15 protein-coding genes are annotated in these 17,368 nt (G+C 68.2%); 7 read left to right on the forward strand and 8 right to left on the reverse strand.

What is annotated here, in order from left to right:
* Positions 1-248 precede the first annotated feature (248 nt).
* The 3 genes from EDC25_RS03485 to EDC25_RS03495 all read left to right on the forward strand — a co-directional run bounded on the left by EDC25_RS03485 (position 249) and on the right by EDC25_RS03495 (position 4,259).
* On the forward strand, positions 249-2,393 hold the full coding sequence (locus EDC25_RS03485; protein ID WP_123522660.1) for an adenosylcobalamin-dependent ribonucleoside-diphosphate reductase: 2,145 nt from the start codon (positions 249-251) through the stop codon (positions 2,391-2,393).
* A 69-nt stretch (positions 2,394-2,462) separates the two neighbouring features.
* Positions 2,463-3,422, forward strand: a complete 960-nt coding sequence (locus tag EDC25_RS14640) for a hypothetical protein (protein ID WP_164484110.1) — start codon at positions 2,463-2,465, stop codon at positions 3,420-3,422.
* 72 nt (positions 3,423-3,494) lie between these two features.
* A complete protein-coding gene (locus EDC25_RS03495) occupies positions 3,495-4,259 on the forward strand; it encodes a TSCPD domain-containing protein (protein WP_123522659.1) in 765 nt (254 codons plus the stop codon).
* 268 nt (positions 4,260-4,527) lie between these two features.
* Here EDC25_RS03495 and EDC25_RS03500 read toward each other — a convergent pair whose 3' ends face one another.
* Positions 4,528-5,898, reverse strand: coding sequence for an NTP/NDP exchange transporter (locus EDC25_RS03500; protein ID WP_123522658.1), 1,371 nt, complete (start codon positions 5,896-5,898; stop codon positions 4,528-4,530).
* Between the two features lie 147 nt (positions 5,899-6,045).
* On the opposite strand from EDC25_RS03500, the gene EDC25_RS03505 reads away from it, so the two are divergent.
* Together EDC25_RS03505 and EDC25_RS03510 are read left to right on the forward strand one after the other, a co-directional pair.
* Positions 6,046-7,155: a sensor histidine kinase gene (locus EDC25_RS03505; protein WP_123522657.1), complete on the forward strand. Its 1,110-nt coding sequence runs from the start codon at positions 6,046-6,048 to the stop codon at positions 7,153-7,155.
* A gap of 8 nt (positions 7,156-7,163) precedes the next feature.
* Positions 7,164-7,982 carry a LytR/AlgR family response regulator transcription factor gene (locus tag EDC25_RS03510; RefSeq protein ID WP_132577236.1) on the forward strand — a complete coding sequence of 273 codons (819 nt, stop codon included), beginning with the start codon at positions 7,164-7,166 and terminating at the stop codon, positions 7,980-7,982.
* A 39-nt stretch (positions 7,983-8,021) separates the two neighbouring features.
* On the opposite strand, the gene EDC25_RS03515 is transcribed toward EDC25_RS03510, so the two are convergent.
* Genes EDC25_RS03515 through lptF form a run of 5 tightly spaced genes read right to left on the reverse strand, consistent with a single transcriptional unit; the run spans position 8,022 to position 14,284 of the window.
* Positions 8,022-9,473: an alpha,alpha-trehalose-phosphate synthase (UDP-forming) gene (locus EDC25_RS03515; RefSeq protein WP_123522656.1), complete on the reverse strand. Its 1,452-nt coding sequence runs from the start codon at positions 9,471-9,473 to the stop codon at positions 8,022-8,024.
* Entirely contained in the window at positions 9,470-11,245 is a 1,776-nt protein-coding gene (locus EDC25_RS03520; protein WP_123522655.1) for a glycoside hydrolase family 15 protein, read from the reverse strand. The genes EDC25_RS03515 and EDC25_RS03520 overlap by 4 nt, the downstream gene beginning before the upstream one ends.
* On the reverse strand, positions 11,242-12,072 hold the full coding sequence (gene otsB, locus EDC25_RS03525) for a trehalose-phosphatase (RefSeq protein ID WP_377599522.1): 831 nt from the start codon (positions 12,070-12,072) through the stop codon (positions 11,242-11,244). Before otsB ends, EDC25_RS03520 begins: the two co-directional genes overlap by 4 nt.
* Positions 12,073-12,119: 47 nt before the next feature.
* Entirely contained in the window at positions 12,120-13,205 is a 1,086-nt protein-coding gene (lptG, locus tag EDC25_RS03530) for an LPS export ABC transporter permease LptG (RefSeq protein WP_123522654.1), read from the reverse strand.
* Positions 13,205-14,284, reverse strand: coding sequence for an LPS export ABC transporter permease LptF (lptF, locus tag EDC25_RS03535; protein WP_123522653.1), 1,080 nt, complete (start codon positions 14,282-14,284; stop codon positions 13,205-13,207). Before lptF ends, lptG begins: the two co-directional genes overlap by 1 nt.
* Positions 14,285-14,453: 169 nt before the next feature.
* Between lptF and EDC25_RS03540 the strand changes: the two genes are divergently transcribed.
* Entirely contained in the window at positions 14,454-15,932 is a 1,479-nt protein-coding gene (locus EDC25_RS03540; RefSeq protein ID WP_123522652.1) for a leucyl aminopeptidase, read from the forward strand.
* A gap of 19 nt (positions 15,933-15,951) precedes the next feature.
* Positions 15,952-16,356 (forward strand): DNA polymerase III subunit chi, encoded by a 405-nt coding sequence (locus EDC25_RS03545; protein ID WP_123522651.1) that lies wholly within the window; start codon positions 15,952-15,954, stop codon positions 16,354-16,356.
* A 45-nt stretch (positions 16,357-16,401) separates the two neighbouring features.
* On the opposite strand, the gene EDC25_RS03550 is transcribed toward EDC25_RS03545, so the two are convergent.
* Positions 16,402-16,863: a nucleoside deaminase gene (locus tag EDC25_RS03550; RefSeq protein ID WP_123522650.1), complete on the reverse strand. Its 462-nt coding sequence runs from the start codon at positions 16,861-16,863 to the stop codon at positions 16,402-16,404.
* 37 nt (positions 16,864-16,900) lie between these two features.
* On the reverse strand, positions 16,901-17,368 hold the full coding sequence (locus EDC25_RS03555) for an RDD family protein (protein WP_164484109.1): 468 nt from the start codon (positions 17,366-17,368) through the stop codon (positions 16,901-16,903).

Below are 17,368 nucleotides of genomic sequence, written 5' to 3' on the forward strand. Positions count from 1 at the left end.
AGGCGGGCCGGTTGCAAGGTTCCGGACGCCGGGCTTCCGGGTCAGTGTGCGTTGCCGACGGTGGGGCCGGCGTCGCGCATTGCAAGTCGCCGCGGAGCGGCACTTTCGTCCAGATCGTTGACGCGGTCCCCGGAGCAGCGTAATGTCCCGTTCCGCCCCAACATCTAGTGGCGCTCCCGTCGGGCCGACACTAGAAGTTGTGAGAACAAGTTAAAGCATTGTCTTGAATACAGGGAGCCCGCCCAGACATGAGCACCGTCCGCCTGGAAGCCGTTGCCTCGTCGCGTACCGTCCCCATGCAGCCCGCTTCCTGGGACATCTGGGACAAGAAGTACCGGCTGAAGAGCAAGCAGGGCGAACCGATCGACGGCAGCATCGACGAGACCTACCAGCGCGTCGCCAAGGCCCTGGCCGAAGCCGAGGAAGGCAGCGAGAAGCAGGCCTACTGGGCCGAGCGTTTCCTGTGGGCGCTGCGCCGCGGCGCGATTCCCGCCGGCCGCATCACCTCGAACGCCGGTGCGCAGGCGCACAAGCCGGCGACCAGCACGATCAACTGCACGGTGTCCGGCACCATCGAGGATTCGATGGACGGCATCCTCGAGAAGGTCCACGAGGCCGGCCTGACCCTGAAGGCCGGCTGCGGCATCGGCTACGAGTTCAGCACGCTGCGCCCGCGCGGCGCGTTCGTGGCCGGCGCCGGCGCCTACACCTCCGGCCCGATGTCCTTCATGGATATCTACGACAAGATGTGCTTCACCGTGTCCTCGGCCGGCGGTCGCCGTGGCGCCCAGATGGGCACCTTCGACGTCTCGCACCCGGACGTGAAGGACTTCATCCGCGCCAAGCGCGAGGACGGCCGCCTGCGCCAGTTCAACCTGTCGCTGCTGATCACCGACGACTTCATGAAGGCGGTGGAAAGCGACGGCGACTGGCCGCTGGTGTTCCCGGTGCACGTCAAGGAGCGCGACGAGCTGGACCTGGAAGACGCCAGCCAGGTGGTGTGGCGCGACTGGCCGACGACGCGCAACTACGTCACCCGTGACGACGGTCGCGTCGCCTGCAAGGTGTACGGACATATCCGCGCCCGGCACCTGTGGGACATGATCATGGTGTCCACCTACGACTACGCCGAGCCGGGGTTCATCCTGATCGACCGCGTCAACGAGATGAACAACAACTGGTGGTGCGAGACCATCCGCGCCACCAATCCCTGCGGCGAGCAGCCGCTGCCGCCGTATGGCGCCTGCCTGCTCGGCTCGGTGAACCTGACCACGTTCGTGCGTGATCCGTTCACCGACAAGGCCTCGTTCGACTGGGACGAGTACCGCGAGGTCGTGCGCGTGTTCACGCGCATGCTCGACAACGTCGTCGAGGTCAACGGCCTGCCGCTGCCGCAGCAGCAGGCGGAGATCCGTCGCAAGCGCCGTCACGGCATGGGCTTCCTCGGCCTGGGCAGCACGCTGACGCTGCTGAGGATGAAGTACGGCTCGCCCGAGTCGCTGGCCTTCACCGAGCAGGTCGCCCGCGAAATGGCCGTCGCCGGCTGGGAAATGGGCCTGGAGCTGGCGCGCGAGAAGGGTCCGGCGCCGATCATGGACGAGGACTTCGAAGTCACCGCGCAGATGCTGCGCCAGCGGCCGGAGATGGCCGCCGACGGTTATCGCGTCGGTGACCTCGTCAAGGGCCGCGTCCTGCATGCCAGGTATTCGCGCTACATGCAGCGCATCGCCGGCGTCGCGCCGGAGCTGGTGCACGAGCTGGCGGAAACCGGTGCCCGCTTTACCCACCATTCCTCGATCGCGCCGACCGGCACCATCTCGCTGAGCCTGGCCAACAATGCCAGCAACGGCATCGAGCCCAGCTTCGCGCACCACTATTCGCGCAACATCATCCGCGAAGGCAAGAAGTCCAAGGAAAAGGTCGACGTCTACAGCTACGAGCTGCTCGCCTACCGCGAGCTGGTCAATCCGCGCGCCATGCCGCAGGGTGAAGACCCGCAGTCGCGGCTGCCGGACTATTTCATCGCCGCCGACGACATCAGCCCGAAGGAGCATGTCGACGTGCAGGCCGCGGCGCAGAAGTGGGTGGACAGCTCGATTTCCAAGACCGCCAACGTCCCGACCGACTATCCCTACGAGGATTTCAAGGACATCTACACCTACGCCCACCGGCAGGGCCTGAAGGGCTGCACCACCTTCCGCTTCAATCCCGCCGCGTTCCAGGGCGTGCTGGTCAAGGAAACCGACCTGGAGAACACGGTGTACCGCTTCGAGCTGGAAGACGGTTCGGTCATCGAGGCGCGCGGCAACGAGGAAATCGAGTACGACGGCGAGATGCACACCGCTGCCAATCTCTTCGATGCGCTCAAGGAAGGCTATTACGGTAAATTCTGATCGCCCGACCGATCAGGGCGCGGCCGGCAGCTTCGCCGGTCGCCCACGCCACTGCCAGGAGTCGCCGACATGGCTGCACGCAAGTCAAAGGACAAGGTTGAACCCGCTGTTGCTGCAGAGGAAGAGGTTGCACACGGAACCGACGCGATCAAGGAAGCCCTGGATCACGCCAAGGCTTCGCTGGGCCTGATCGCTGGCAGCGTGCGCGACGTGGCCGTCACCGCGGCGACAGCCGTCAAGGCCCAGGTGAAGTTGCGCAAGGCACAGGTCGAGGACAAGGCCGATGACGTGCGCGAAGCGGTCGAGCCCACCGTGCGCGCGGTCGCCGGCAAGGCGCGCGAGGTCGGCGAAGCCGCCGCCGGCGCCGTCGCCAACGTGGTCCGCAAGGTGCGCGCCCGGGTCACCGGCGATGCCGCAGCGGCGGCCGAAGACGCCGCCGGCGCCGTCGGCAAGGTCGCCAGCAAGGTGCGCAAGGTGATCACCACCAAGGTCGCCGCCAGGAAGGCGGTCGCCAAGGGCGTCAAACAAGCGGCGGCGACCAGGGTCGCGGCGGCGAAGAAGGCCGGCAAGGCGGTGAAGAAGGCGGCGGCGAAAAAGGTCGCCAAGGCCGGCAAGGCGGTCAGCAAGGCCGGCGCCACCGTCGTGGCAAAGGCGACAAAGGCCGCCAAGGCAACCAGGGCGACGCGGGCGGCGAAGCCGGTGAAGAAGGCCGCGAAGAAGGCGATCGCCAAATCCACCGCCACGGCGCGAAAGGCGACGGCGGCGGCGAAGAAAGGCGCCGTCCGCAAGGCGGCGACCTCAAGGTCGCCGGTGAAGAAGGGCGCCGCGAAGAAGCCAGCCGCCAGGAAGGCGGCGGTGAAAAAGGCGGCACCGAAAAAGGCGGCACCGAAAAAGGCGGCGGTCGCCAGGACGCCGGCGCGCAAGGCCGGCGGTGGCCGGCCCGCGGCGAAGAAGGCGCCCGCGCGCAAGAACTCCGCGACACGTGCCGCCAGCCGGCCGGCGAAAAAAGCCGGCAGCCGGCGGCGCTGATTCCACATCGACCGGGACAGTCCCGGCCAACGCGCGGCCGCCCGCCAAGGGCGGCCGGGCAGGAAAGAGACCATGAGCATCAGGATCGACAAGAAGATCAAGGCATACACCGTCGTCAAGCCGGACGACGCCAAGGCCGCCGTGCCGCCCACCGTGCAGCCGGATCCCGCCGACAGCATCGACGTGCCCTGCGCCGAGGTCATCCAGATGCACGAGCGCGTCGAGCGCCCGGAGCGGCTGGAAGGCCACACCTACAAGATCAAGTCGCCGCTGTTCGAACACGCGCTGTACGTCACCATCAATGACATCGTGCTCAACGAGGGGACCGAGCACGAGCTGCGCCGGCCCTACGAGATCTTCATCAACTCCAAGAACATGGAGCACTTCCAGTGGACCGTGGCGCTGACACGGATCATCTCGGCCGTGTTCCGCAAGGGCGGTGACGTCACCTTCCTGGCCGAGGAGCTGAAGGCCGTGTTCGATCCCCGCGGGGGCTATTTCCGCGCCGGCGGCGTGTACATGCCGTCGATCATCGCCGAGCTCGGCGTGGTCATCGAGGACCACCTCAAGAAGATCGGCATGATCGTCGGCGACGAGCTGACGCCCGAGCAGCGCAAGCTGATCGCCGAGAAGCGTGCCGCCTACGAGGCGCGTTCAAAAAAAAACAGTAACGCCGCCAGCGCGCCCGCTGCCGCCGTGAGCGAAGAAGCGGAAGGCGGCTCGGGCGAGGTCTTCCCGCCGTCCGCCACCGTCTGCAACAAGTGCAGCGCCAAGGCCGTCGTGATGATGGACGGTTGCGCCACCTGCCTGTCCTGCGGCAATTCCAAGTGTGGCTGAGCGCCTCGTGCCGTGATGGCACGGGCGCATCCTCGAGCGGACGCTGCGGCGGCTGAGCTGGATGCACGCGAGGGCCGCCGGCTTTCGCGCGTTCTGGCCCGCCGTTCCTCCCCCGGAACGCATCGTCCCGCATGGCGCCCCGTCCGCAGGGGCCCATTCCGGTGCACCGGAATGCGCGGCGGATCCTCGCCGGTACGCCGTCACTATGGCGGTCGGGAACCCGCCTCCACCGTTGTTGCCGCGATGCCGGCACCCCCGCTGCGGCGCTTCAGGTCGCTGCTGCCGTCGCCGTGCCGGTTTCGGGATTCCGACCCTCCGGCAGCGCTGCCTGCGTACGACCGAGCCGCCAGGCGCCGTAGCCCATGCCCAGCGCGGTGACGATGCCGGCGCCGAATACGACGGTGGAACCGCCCATCGCCAGCAGCTTGTGCAGCCAGACGAAGCTGAGGTCGCCACCGCGATAGACCACGGTGTCGATCATCGCCTTGCTCTTGTAGCGCAGCTCCGGTGACACCCGCGTGTAGATGGTTTCGCGCGCCGGCTTGCCGATCGAGAACTCGCCGGCGCGGGTGACGATCTGCACCAGGGCGACCATGGCCGGCACCGGCGATGCCGTCAGCAGGGCGAAGCCGGCAAGGATGGCCAGCGGCGGAAGCAGCAGCACGCGCGCCACGCCCAGGTGGTTGAGCAGGCTGCGCGTCAGCAGCAGCTGGATGCTGAGGCTGACGATGTTGATGGCCAGGTCGATGCCGGCATAGAACGCCGTCCGGGCGTCGCTGTCGGGATAGAAACGCTGTGCGATCGCCGCCTGCTCGTTGTACAGCAGCGTGCCGACGCCGACGCCGAAGAACATCAGGATGGCGAAGGCGCGCATCACCGGTTCGCGGAACGCCAGGCGGATGCCGGCGAGGACGCCGCCGCCCATGGCGAAGTCCTGGCCGCCACGCTCGCCACGCTCGCGTTCGCGCTGCCTGGCCCACCAGCGCAGGCGGATGATGCAGAACAGGCACAGGCCGAGCAGGGCGGCCGAGATCAGCAGCAGGTTGGCCGTGCCGATGCGCTCCGCGAGCAGGCGCGTGATGCTCGGGCCGGTCACCGCGCCGATGGTGCCGGCGGCGCCGATGTAGCCGTAGATGCGTTTGGCCTGGACGTTGTCGAACACATCCGACATGAAGCTCCAGAACACGGTTACGGCGAACAGGTTGAAGACGGCGACCCAGACGAAGAACAGCACGCCGCGGCCGGACATGCCGCTGTCGAATATGAAGTAGAAGCCGACCAGGCAGGCGATGAAGAACAGGTAGATCACCGGCAGGAACACGCGCCGCGCGTAGCGGCTGACCAGCGCGCCGTAGGCCGGCTGGATCACCAGCATGACCAGGAAGGTCAGCGTGAACAGCACCTGCAGGGTGAATTCGCCCAGGGCGATGCCGCGTTCGGCGAACCACTCGACCACGCCGGCGGGAAACACGGCGGCGACCTCGCTGGTCGCGCCCATGGCGTCGCGCACCGGACGCAGTACGTAGTAGCCGGTCAGCAGGCAGAAGAAATACAGGGCCGACCACCACAGCGGCGGCATGGACAGCAGCTCGCGCAGCTCGGCCACCAGGCGGCGGGTGGCGATTCGGATCGACAGCATGTGTCGGGCGGTCTCCGGACGGGTTCAGGTCGGGCAGGCGGCGAATGTAGACCCGGCAAGGGCCGGCAGACCGGTGGCAGCGTCAGGTGGACGGGCGATCACGCCGGGGCGAACGGGCCACGGCGAAGTGGACGGTATCATGCACGAATGGCAGTCTCCCCGAAAATCCATCCGACCACCCCGGCGGGGTTGCGGCGTCAGTTCTGGCTGCTGCATACGCTTGGATGGCTGGGCTACGGTGCCCTGCATTATCTGTCGGCGTTGAGCTACGGCAAGCACTGGAGCTATTTCGTCGTCAGCCTGGCCTCGGCGGCGATGGGCTTCGTGCTGACCCTGGGCCTGCGGGCGGCCTGGAAGCGCTTCTGGGGAGCGCCACCCGGCTGGCTGGCGACCGCGGTCGCGGTCGGCGTGCTGGTGGTCTCGACGATCTGGGCCGTCGCCTATGTGGAGGTGGCCACGCCGTACTGCCTCTGGCTGCACCCGGCCAACGAATGCGTGATGAAGGCGCCGTGGGGCTACGTCGGTTACATCGGCTCGCTGCTGTATGTCTGCCTGAGCTGGACCGGCCTGTACCTGGGCATCAAGTACTACCGGCAGATGCGCCAGCAGACAGAGCAGACGCTGCGCGCCAACGCCACCGCGCACCAGGCGCAGCTGAAGATGCTGCGCTACCAGCTCAACCCGCACTTCCTGTTCAACACGCTGAACGCGATCTCGACGCTGGTGATGGAGCGGGACACCGATACCGCCAACCAGATGGTCACCAGCCTGAGCGCCTTCCTGCGCCATTCGCTGGACAGCGATCCCATGCAGCGGGTGACGCTGAAGCAGGAACTGGACGCGCTGAACCTGTACCTGGGCATCGAGAAGATCCGCTTCGCCGAACGCCTCAGCCTGCGTTCGTCCATCGACGAGCCGGCCTACCGCGCGCTGGTGCCCAGCCTGATCCTGCAGCCGCTGATCGAGAACACGATCAAGCATGCCGTCGCCCATCGCATCGAGGGTGGCTGCATCGACGTCAGCGCCCGCGTTGAAGGCGACCGCCTGGAGATCACCGTCGCCGACGACGGACCGGGCGTCGTCAACCTGCCCGCCGACGGCGGCCTGCCGCCGGGCAACGGCGTCGGCCTCGCCAACATCAGCGAGCGCCTGCGCGTGCTCTATGGCGAACGCAGCAGCTTCACCATCCGGAATCGTGAACAAGGTGGCTGCGAAGCGACCATCGTGCTGCCCTACGAGACCGGCTTGGTGGCATGATGGCTGTCATGAGCGACCAGACCCTTAGAACCCTGATCGTCGACGACGAGCCGCTGGCCCGTCGTGGACTGCGCCTGCGCCTGGCGGGCGAAACCGACATCGACATCATCGGCGAGTGCACCAACGGCGAGGAAGCCGTGCGCGTGATTGCCGCCGAGAAGCCCGACCTGGTGTTCCTGGACGTGCAGATGCCCGGCCTGGACGGATTCGGCGTGCTTCGTCGCCTGCCACTGTCGAACCTGCCGATGGTTGTCTTCGTGACCGCCTTCGACCATTACGCCATCGGTGCCTTCGAGGCCAGTGCCGTCGATTACCTGCTCAAGCCGGTCGAGGAGGCGCGCCTGAGCCAGGCGCTGTTCCGCGTCCGCGAACAGGCGCAGGCGAGGGCCGCCAGCGAGCAGCGCGACCAGCTCCTGGAGCTGCTCGGCAGCGTGACCGGTCGTCCGGAACTGAGCCTGGAAGACGCGCTCGCCGCCGGCGCCGCGCTGCCGGATTCGCGCCGGCCGGTGCGCCTGGCGATCCGCGACGGCGGCAAGACCGTCCTCGTCGAGGAGACCGACATCGACTGGATCGATGCCGCCGGCGACTACATGTGCATCCACGCCAAGGGTGACACGCACATCCTGCGCGGCACCCTGCGCGAGCTGGAAGCCAAGCTTGATGCCGACCGTTTCGCGCGCATCCACCGTTCCACCATCGTCAACATCGCCCGCGTGCGCGAGCTGCGCCCGCACATCAATGGCGAATACTTCCTGACGCTGGATGGTGGCCACGAGGTCAAGCTGAGCCGCAGTTACCGCGACCAGCTGCGCCGCTTCCGCGACTGAGTTGCAGCCGCGCCGGCCACCTTCGCCGATCCCTGCCGGTCACCCGGGCGCGGCCGGGATGCGCCGGCGCCCATGACGTTCCTTCGCTGCTGCCGGGCGGGCGGTGGCGCGGCGTGCGGCACCGGCATCGCGCAGGCGGTCGAGGAATCCCTGTCGCCATTGCTCGAGCGAATGTCGGCGAAGCGTGTCCATCGCCGCCGTCCAGCGCTGCTGGCGCTCCGCCTGCGGCATCGCCAGTGCCGTTTCGACGGCGTGCGCCACCCCGGTGAGGTCGTGCGGGTTGACCAGCAGCGCCGAATCCAGCTGCCGTGCCGCGCCGGCCATCTGCGACAGCACCAGCACGCCGGGGTCGGCGGGATCCTGGGCGGCGATGAACTCCTTGGCCACCAGGTTCATGCCGTCGCGGAATGGCGTGACCAGGCCGACGCGCGCCATGCGGTAGAAGCCGGTGAGCGTGCTCTGCGCGAAGCTCTTGTTGACGTAGCGGATCGGCACCCAGTCCGGATCGGCCCAGGCACCGTTGATGGCGCCGGCCAGCTGGTTGAGTTCGTCGCGGATGAGCCGGTATTCGCGCACGTCGCCGCGCGATGGCGGGGCGATCTGCAGCAGCGACACCTGGCGCTGCCGTTGCGGGTGCCGCTGCAGGAATTCGCCGAAGGCGCGGAAGCGCTGCGGGATGCCCTTGCTGTAATCGAGGCGGTCGACACCGATGGCCATCTGCCGCTCGCCCATGCTGCTGCGCAGCCGCTGCACCGCCGGCAGCCGTGGCGCGCGCGCGGCGGCGGCCTGCACGCTGTCGACGTCGATGCCGATCGGGAACGCGTCGCACTGGAAGCGCTGCCCGCGTGATTCGTACAGGCCGGACTCGCGATCGAGCAGGCGGGCGCCGAGTTCACGGGTGACGTAGTCGTGCAGCGCGTGCAAGTCGGCATCGGTCTGCACGCCGATCAGGTCGCAGGCGGCAAGGGCGCCGATCAGTTCGGTGTGCCGCGGCAGGGCGCGCAACTGGTCGACACCGGGCAGCGGCGTGTGCAGGAAGAAGCCGATGGCCTGTTGTAGTCCGCGCTCGCGCAGGCGTTGCGCCAGCGGCAGCAGGTGGTAGTCGTGGATCCACAGCGTGTCGCCGGGTTGCAGGCGTTTTTGCAGCACATCGGCAAACAGATGGTTGACGTCCTGGTAGTGGCTGTATTCCTCGCGCTGGTAGTCCACCAGGTCGCCGCGGGCATGCAGCAGCGGCCACAGCACGCGGTTGGCGAAGCCGTTGTAGTAGGCCTGTCCCTGTCTGCGGGCCAGTGCGAAGGTCACGAACTCGATGCCGTCGTCGCTGTAGTGCTGCGTCGTGCCGGCGCGGGCGTCATCGAAGCGGCCGTTCCAGCCGAGCCAGACGCCGCCGCGTTCGCGCAGCGCCGCCAGCATCGCCGTCGCCAGGCCGCCGGTGTTGGCCTGCCGCGGATCGCCGACGCGGTTGGAGACGACGACGAGCCGGCTCACAGCACATCTTCCCAGCGCCGGCTCAGGCGGATGGCGGCGTGGATGAGGCCAACCATCGAATACGCCTGCGGGAAGTTGCCCCACAGTTCGCCCGACGCCACGTCCATGTCCTCCGAGAGCAGGCCGAGGCGGTTGCGACGCGCCAGCATCGATTCGAACAGTTCGCGCGCCTCGTCGCGGCGGCCAATGGTGGCCAGCGCTTCGATGTACCAGAACGTGCAGAGGATGAACGAGGTTTCCGGCAGGCCGAAGTCGTCGGCCTCGACGTAACGGAACAGGCTGTTGCCACGGCGCAGCGCGCTGCCGATCGCTTCGACGGTCGCGATGTAGCGTGGATCGTCGGCGCTCACCAGGCCGACGTCGGCCATCAGCAGCAGGCTGGCGTCGAGGCGCTGGCCGTCAAAGTCATCGGTGAAATGGCCCCGCTCCGCGTTCCAGGCGCGCGCCAGGATGGTCTGCCGCATGCCGTTGGCGACGCCTGCCCAGGCCTCGGCCTCGTCCTCGAGCCCGAGATGGCGGGCGATGCGACCGAGGCGGTCGCAGGCGACCCAGCACATCGTTGCCGAATAGGTATGGGTCTGCGCGCGCTCGCGGTATTCCCAGATGCCGGCGTCCGGCTGGTCGAACAGCGCCGCCGCGGCATGGCCCAGCGGCACCAGTCGCCGGTATTCCGGTTCGCCACCGCGCTGGATCAGGCGGTGGTCGAAGAAGCGCTGCGTCGATGCCAGGATCACGCTGCCATACACGTCATGCTGGCGCTGCGAATAGGCTGCGTTGCCGACGCGAACCGGACCCATGCCGCGATAGCCGGCCAGGTGCGGCACGCTGGTTTCCGTCAGGCGGCTGTCGCCGTTGAGCGCATACATCGGCTGCAGCGTGTCGGCATCGACAGCGATGTTGAATACGTAGCGAAGGTAGTGCTCCATGCTGTGTGTCGCGCCCAGCCGGTTGAGCGCGCGCACCACGAATGCGGCGTCGCGCAGCCAGCAGTAGCGGTAGTCCCAGTTGCGCCCGCTGCCGGCGGCTTCAGGGATCGAGGTCGTCGGCGCGGCGATGATGCCGCCGCTGTCCTCGTCCTGGCACAGCTTCAGCGTGATGGCGGCGCGGATCACCGCGTCCTGCCAGTCCACCGGCAAGGCCAGGTAGCGCACCCAGTCCTGCCAGTAGGCGATCGTGCGTTCCAGTTCGTGGCGGCCATGTTCGGCGACGCTTTCGCGCAGGGTTTCGTCCGGTCCCAGCACCATCCAGCATTCGCGGTCGAGGACGAACGGAGATTCATCGACGATGTACGACACCGGGATGTCGGTGCTCAATCGCATGCACACGCTGTCGAGCAGGAAGCGCACATGGTTGCTGCCCCAGGTCCGCTCCGGGACGCGCGCGCCCCAGCCGGTCAGTGGCCGCAGCTGCACGCGGATGCGCGGCGTGCCGGCGCGCACGCGCAGCCGCCGCAGCAGCGCCAGCGGGTGGTAGAGACGTCCGTACTGCCAGTGGCGAGGAGCGAAGTCGAGCACTTCGACAATGCCGCCGTCGCGGTCTTCCAGCTCGCTCACGAGGACGGCGGTGTTGTCGATGTAGTACTGCCGGCTGGCGACCAGGTTTTCCAGGACGACGGCATGGACGCCATGGCCATCGTGAGCCGGTTGCATCAGTTCGCAGAAGGCCGGGTCTCCATCCATGCGCGGCAGGCAGGACCAGACGATGCGGGCACGGCCATCGACCAGCGCGGTCAGCGTGCCATTGCCGACGATGCCCAGTTCCAGCGAACTCATCGGCGACTCTCCTGAAGCGGTTGCGCCATGTCGGCCAGCCAGGCACGGACAGCGGCTGGATCGGGCAGGCGGAAGCGTGCCGCGCTGGGTTGCCGATGGCCAACCAGCACGCCGTGTCCACCCAGCGTCGCCGCCATGTCGAAGGCGTGTTCATCGGTCAGGTCGTCGCCGACCATCAGCGGAACGCGGCCGTCGAAGGGCGCCTGCCTCATCAGTGTTGCCAGTGCCGTGCCCTTGTCACGGCCGACGGGCCGGATCTCGACCACCGCCTTGCCGCGCTGGATCTCCCAGCCCGCGCCGAGCGTGGCCAGCCAGCCTCGCGCCAGCGCATCGACGGCACCTTCCGCATCCGGCGCCAGCCGGAAATGCACCGCCAGCGTGTGCCGCTTGTCCTCGACGATCACGCCCGGTCTGCCCGCCGCGAAGGCGAGGGCTTCCGCGCGCACCGGACCGGCCAAGGCTTCGCCGGCTGGCGACGACCGCGTGCCATCGGGCAGGCGGATCTCCAGGCCGTGCAGGCCGGCAGTGGGCAGTTGCAGCGGCGCGAAAAGGCTGTCCAGTTCATCGATGGCGCGGCCGCTGACCAGCGCCAGCGCGCCATCCAGGCGGTCCGACAACCGGGCCAGCACGGTGACGAGTCCGGCCGGAACCCGTATCGCGTCCGGCCGCGCCGCGATGTCCAGCAGCGTGCCGTCGACGTCCAGGAACAAGGCGCGGCCATGCAGGTCGGCCACAGGCGCCGGCGCCGCCGACGGGGCGGCCCGGCGCATGATGGCTGGCGTGACAGTGGAAATGCGGTTCACCTCGTCGCACGGGGTCGTTTCCACCTTATCGCAACAATGCTGCGTCCCGGAAACGCGGCGCCGGAAACTGTTCAGGCGTGGCGGTGGTAGTACCAGCTGCCTATCGCCAGCAGCAGCACCGCCGGCAGCGCGTTGATCAGTGGCAGGCTGTAGCCATAGACGTCGGCGACATTGATCAGCGATCGCTGCAGGAAGAAGAAGCTCACGGCGATCACGATGCCGAGGAACAGGCGCTTGCCGAAGCCGCCGGAACGCAGCGCGCCGAAGGCGAAGGGCGTGATCGCGAATACCAGCGCCAGCGTGGTCACCGGGGTGAAGCCGCGCGCCCAGAACGCCGAGCGCACGGCCTGGGTGTTGAGCTGGTTCGCCGACAGGTAGCGGTACTGTTCCCACAGCGCCCACATGCCCTGGTAATGCGGGCGGATGGCGCCCTGGCTCACCACTTCCGGGTCCAGCGTCGAACTCCAGCTTTCCTCGTCGGCCAGGCCGGCGGCGATGCGCGTGGATTCCAGGCCGAAGCTGCGGACCTTCTCCAACCGCCATGCGCCCTGGTCGTACATGGCGCGCTCGGCGCGCGTGATACCGGCGAGGCGGCCGTCGGGTTCGAAGCGGAACAGGCGCACGTCGCGCATCTGCAGCTTGCCTTCGATGACCAGTACGCTCTTGGCATTGACGACGGTCTCGCCGTCGCGGGCCCACAGGCCGATGCCGGACACCGCGTAGTCGCGGTTCTTCGCCTGCACCGCCATGGTCTGGGCCCAGCGTTCGCCTTCCGGTGCCACCGTTTCGCCCATCACGAACACGACCAGCGCCAGCGCCGCGACGGTGCCGGTCGCCGACAGAGCGATGCGCCGCTTGGAGAGGCCGGCGGCGCGCAGCGCCGTCAGTTCGCCCTGGCCGGCGAGCATGCCCAGGCCGAGCAGCGTGCCGACCACGGCGGCAATGCCGAACAGCGTATGGATGCGTCGCGGCACCGTGTAGGCGACATGGACGATCGCACTCAGCGCGGTGTAGTCGCCATCACCGATGTCCTGGAATTCCTCGTACAGCGCCTGCAGCACGTCGAAGCCGACAAGGACCGCCAGCACCGCGCCGATGCTGCCGGCGATGCTGCCGGCGATCAGCCAGTCGACGCGCTTGACCGCGAACACCGACATCAGCCTACGCCTCCGCCGGGAATGCGCGCATCGCGCCGGTACAGCCAGGCGATCAGCGGGATGGCCAGGGCATAGATCCACCACAGGCCCAGGCCGGTCGGCAGCAGTCCCTGTTGCAGCCAGGCGCGGCCGAGGCTCAGCAGATTGGTCAGCAGCAGGTAGACCAGCAGCGCGAACAGGATCTTCCCGTAGCGGGCGCGACGTGGCGCCGCCCGCGACAGCGGCAGCGCCAGCCAGGCCAGCAGCAGCGGTGCGATCAGCGCGCTGAGTCGCCAGTGCAGCTCGGCGCGCGCGGCCGGCGTGGGATCACCGAGCAGCGTCAGCGTGTCCTGCTCGGAGGTCGGGTTCTTCAGCGGCGTTTCCGGTGCATCGGGAATGCGCAGCGTGTTGCGCTCGAAACGCATCGTGCGGAAGGCGGCGTTGTCCAGCGTGCCCTCGACGCGGAAGCCGTTGTCCAGCTGCAGGTAGCGCTCGTCGATGGCATCGCGGAAATAGTGGCCGGATTCGGCGGTGATGATGTCGACGCCTTCCTCGTTCTCGGCATACACGAACAGCTGCCCGAACTGGTTGCCCTCGGAATTCATCGAGCCCATGTAGATCACCGCCTCGCGGCCGGGGATTTCGACGAACCGCCCCGGCTCCAGTCCGGCAACCAGCATCGAGCGGCTGGCCTCCTGGATCATCCGGTTGCCGGTCTTGGCGGCGCTGGGCGCCAGCCAGAACGCCAGCGCGCCCAGGACCAGTGCGACCGGAATGGCGACCAGCGCGATCGGCCGCAGCAGCTGCCGTGGTCCGTAACCCGCAGCCGCCAGCACGGCCATTTCGCCGTCGCGATACAGGCGGCCCAGTCCCAGCAGCACGCCGAGGAACAGCGCCAGCGGCAGGATCAGCACCAGCGCCTCAAGCGAACGCAGGCCGATCTGCGACAGCAGCAGTGTCGCAGCCACCTTGCCGCGCGCGATCTTGCTCAGGGTGTCGGCCATCACGCCGCCGAGCACGACGACCAGCATCACCAGCGTGACCGCCAGCAAGGCCTGGAACAGCTCGACGAGTACGTAACGATCAAGGCGACGCAACATGAAAACGACCTGTGCAGCGGGCGGAATCCGGCCCGGTGGGCGGCGGCGTGGCTGTTAGACTGTGGCGAAGCCGATCTGTCCGGCTCGACTGGCAGCCCGCGCCGCCAGCTTCCACCGTCTTCCGTTCACCGTAGCGCCGACCCGGTGTCGACGCCAAGTCAGGTACGCCATGTCCATTGAATTTGCATTGAGCCAGGCCCGTCCTTCCACTGCCGCCGTCGGCGCCGTGATCGTGGGCCTGTACGAAGACCGCAGCCTTTGCCCCGCCGCCCAGGAACTGGATCAGGCCGCTGGCGGACGCATCAAGGCGCTGGTCGACGCCGAGGATATCAGCGGCAAGGCCGGCAAGGTGAGCCTGCTGCATCGCCTGGACGGCATCGCTTCACCTCGCGTGCTCGTCGTCGGCCTCGGTGACCGCGGAAAGTTCGACGGCTTCGCCTTCCAGAAGGCGCTGCGCGCCGCGGTCGCGGCCGTGCGCGAAACACCGGCCGCCGATGCCTTTCTGGCCCTGGTCGATCTGGACGTGAAGAGTCGTGACCGGGCCTGGGCCGTGGCCCAGGCCGTGCAGCTCGGTGCCGCCGGCATGTACCAGTACAGCGCCACCAAGAAGCCGCGCAACTTCGCGCTGAAGCGCATCGACCTGCCCGGCCGCGAAGGGGACGATGCCGCCATCGCCCACGCGCGCTCGATCAGCGCCGGTATCGATTTCGCCAAGGAACTGGCCAACCTGCCGCCGAACCTCTGCACGCCGGCACACATGGCGGCGCAGGCGCAGGCCCTGGCGAACGAACTGGACGGCGTCACCTGCGACATCCTCGACGAGACGCAGATGGATGCGCTGGGCATGGGTTCGCTGCTGGCGGTCGCCCGCGGCAGCGCCAACCGGCCGCGCCTGATCGTGCTCAACTGGCGCGGCGGCAACGACGGCGACGCGCCCTACGTACTGGTCGGCAAGGGCATCACCTTCGATACCGGCGGCATCTCGCTGAAGCCCGGCGCCGGCATGGAGGAAATGAAGTACGACATGTGTGGCGCCGCCACCGTGCTCGGCGCTTTCAACGCCGTCGCCCGCGCGCGCCTGCCGGTCAACCTGACAGTGGTCGCGGCGGCGGTGGAGAACATGCCCGACGGCGCCAGTTATCGACCCAGCGATGTCCTCACTTCGATGTCCGGCAAGACCATCGAGGTGCTCAACACCGATGCCGAGGGCCGGCTGATCCTCTGCGACGCGCTCACTTACGCGCAACAGACCTTCAAGCCCAAGGTGCTGATCGACTGCGCGACCCTGACCGGCGCCTGCGTGGTCGCCCTCGGCAAGTATCCGCACGGCCTGTTCACCGCAGACGACGAACTGGCGCGCGATCTGCTCGACGCCGGGGACCATGCACTGGACCGCGCCTGGCGCATGCCGCTGTGGAGCGACTACCAGGACCAGCTGGATTCCGTGGTCGCCGACATGGCCAACCTCGGCGGCAAGTGGGGTGGGGCGATCACCGCCGCCTGCTTCCTGTGGCGCTTCACCGAAGGCCAGCGCTGGGCGCACCTGGACATCGCCGGTACCGCCTGGGACGAAGGCCGCAAGGGCCTGGCGACCGGACGCCCGGTGCCGCTTCTGGTGGAATACCTGAGCCGCCAGGCGCAGGCCTGAGCCGGTCCGGGTTGCAGCCATGGCGCAGACGCGCGTCGAGTTCCATGAGGGCGCCGATGCCGTGACCACGGCGGTGGACCTTGTCGCCGCCGTCGCCGCCGAAGGGGGCGACGCGCTGGTGCTGGCGGCCGATCCGGCGCAGGCACAGGCGCTGGATGGTCGTCTGTGGGACGTCGGCGCCGACGTCTTCGTTCCCCATGCTCTGGCCGATGATCCCGACGTCGCGGCGGCGCGTGTCGTCGTCGCCGCACCCGGCCATCCGGTCGCTCCGTGCACCGTGGTGCTCAACCTTCGCCAGGACGCCGTCGAGGTTCCGTGCTCGCGGATCATCGAGCTGATTCCGGCCGACGAGGCCGGCAAGGCGGCGGCGCGTGCGCGCTGGCGCAGCTACCAGGCGCGGGGCCTGAAGCCCGAAAAGCGCTGAGCGGCCGCCCTGCCCATGCCCGGCGGGCATGACGGCAGCGGCCGGTCAGTCCTCGCCGATGTCCTCGTTCCAGATCTCCGGATGCCGGGCGATGAAATCGCCGAGCAGGTCGATGCAGGCCTGGCTGTGCAGGTCGACCACCTTTACGCCCAGCGACTGCAGCCAGTCCATGCCACCCTGGAAGGTCTGCGATTCGCCGACGACCACAGTGCCGATGCCGAACTGCCGCACCAGGCCACTGCAGTACCAGCAGGGCGCCAGCGTGGTGACCATGATGGTGTCGCGGTAGCTGCGCTGGCGCCCGGCCTTGCGGAAGGCATCGGTTTCGCCATGGATGGAAGGATCGCCTTCCTGGACGCGGCGGTTGCGGCCGCGGCCGAGCAGGCGGCCATCGCGGCGGAACAGGGCGGCACCAATGGGAACACCGCCTTCGGACAGCCCGGTGCGGGCTTCCTCGATGGCGGTTTCCAGCAGGGCGGCGTAATCGACGGTGACGGGAGTGTTCATGCCCCGAGCATACGCGATCGCGCCCTCGCCGCGACGGTCACGAAGACCGTTTCGGCAACACCGCCATGCGCGTGTCGACCAGCGTGTCGTGCAGCGCGCGCCGGTCACGGTCGACCAGGCAATACAGCATGCCGGTGCCGGCCAACAGCAGGCCGAGGGTGGCGTAGAGGTAGCGCAGCCAGGCCAGGCCGAAACCGATCGTGCCGGCGCCGGCGCGTTCCAGTTGCAGCCGCCAGGGCCGCATGCCGAGCGTCTGCCCGCCGTAGCGCCAGGACAGGGCGTAGTAGAAACCCGTCGCCACCCACAGGCCGGCGTAGAGCGCAGCCTGCGCCCACCAGTTCTGCACGCGGACTTCGCCGTCGACGATCGCCGCGCCCACCGGACCGTGGTTCAGCGCCACCGCGATAATGGTGATGAACACCCAGATGCCGATCAGCGCCAGCAGGTCGTATCCGAAGGCGCACAGGCGGCGCCAGAGCGGGGCAGCAGGGAGACGTTCGTCCAC

This window comes from Pseudofulvimonas gallinarii (assembly GCF_004343305.1).
In the GTDB taxonomy this organism is placed as follows: Bacteria; Pseudomonadota; Gammaproteobacteria; order Xanthomonadales; family UBA2363; genus Pseudofulvimonas; species Pseudofulvimonas gallinarii.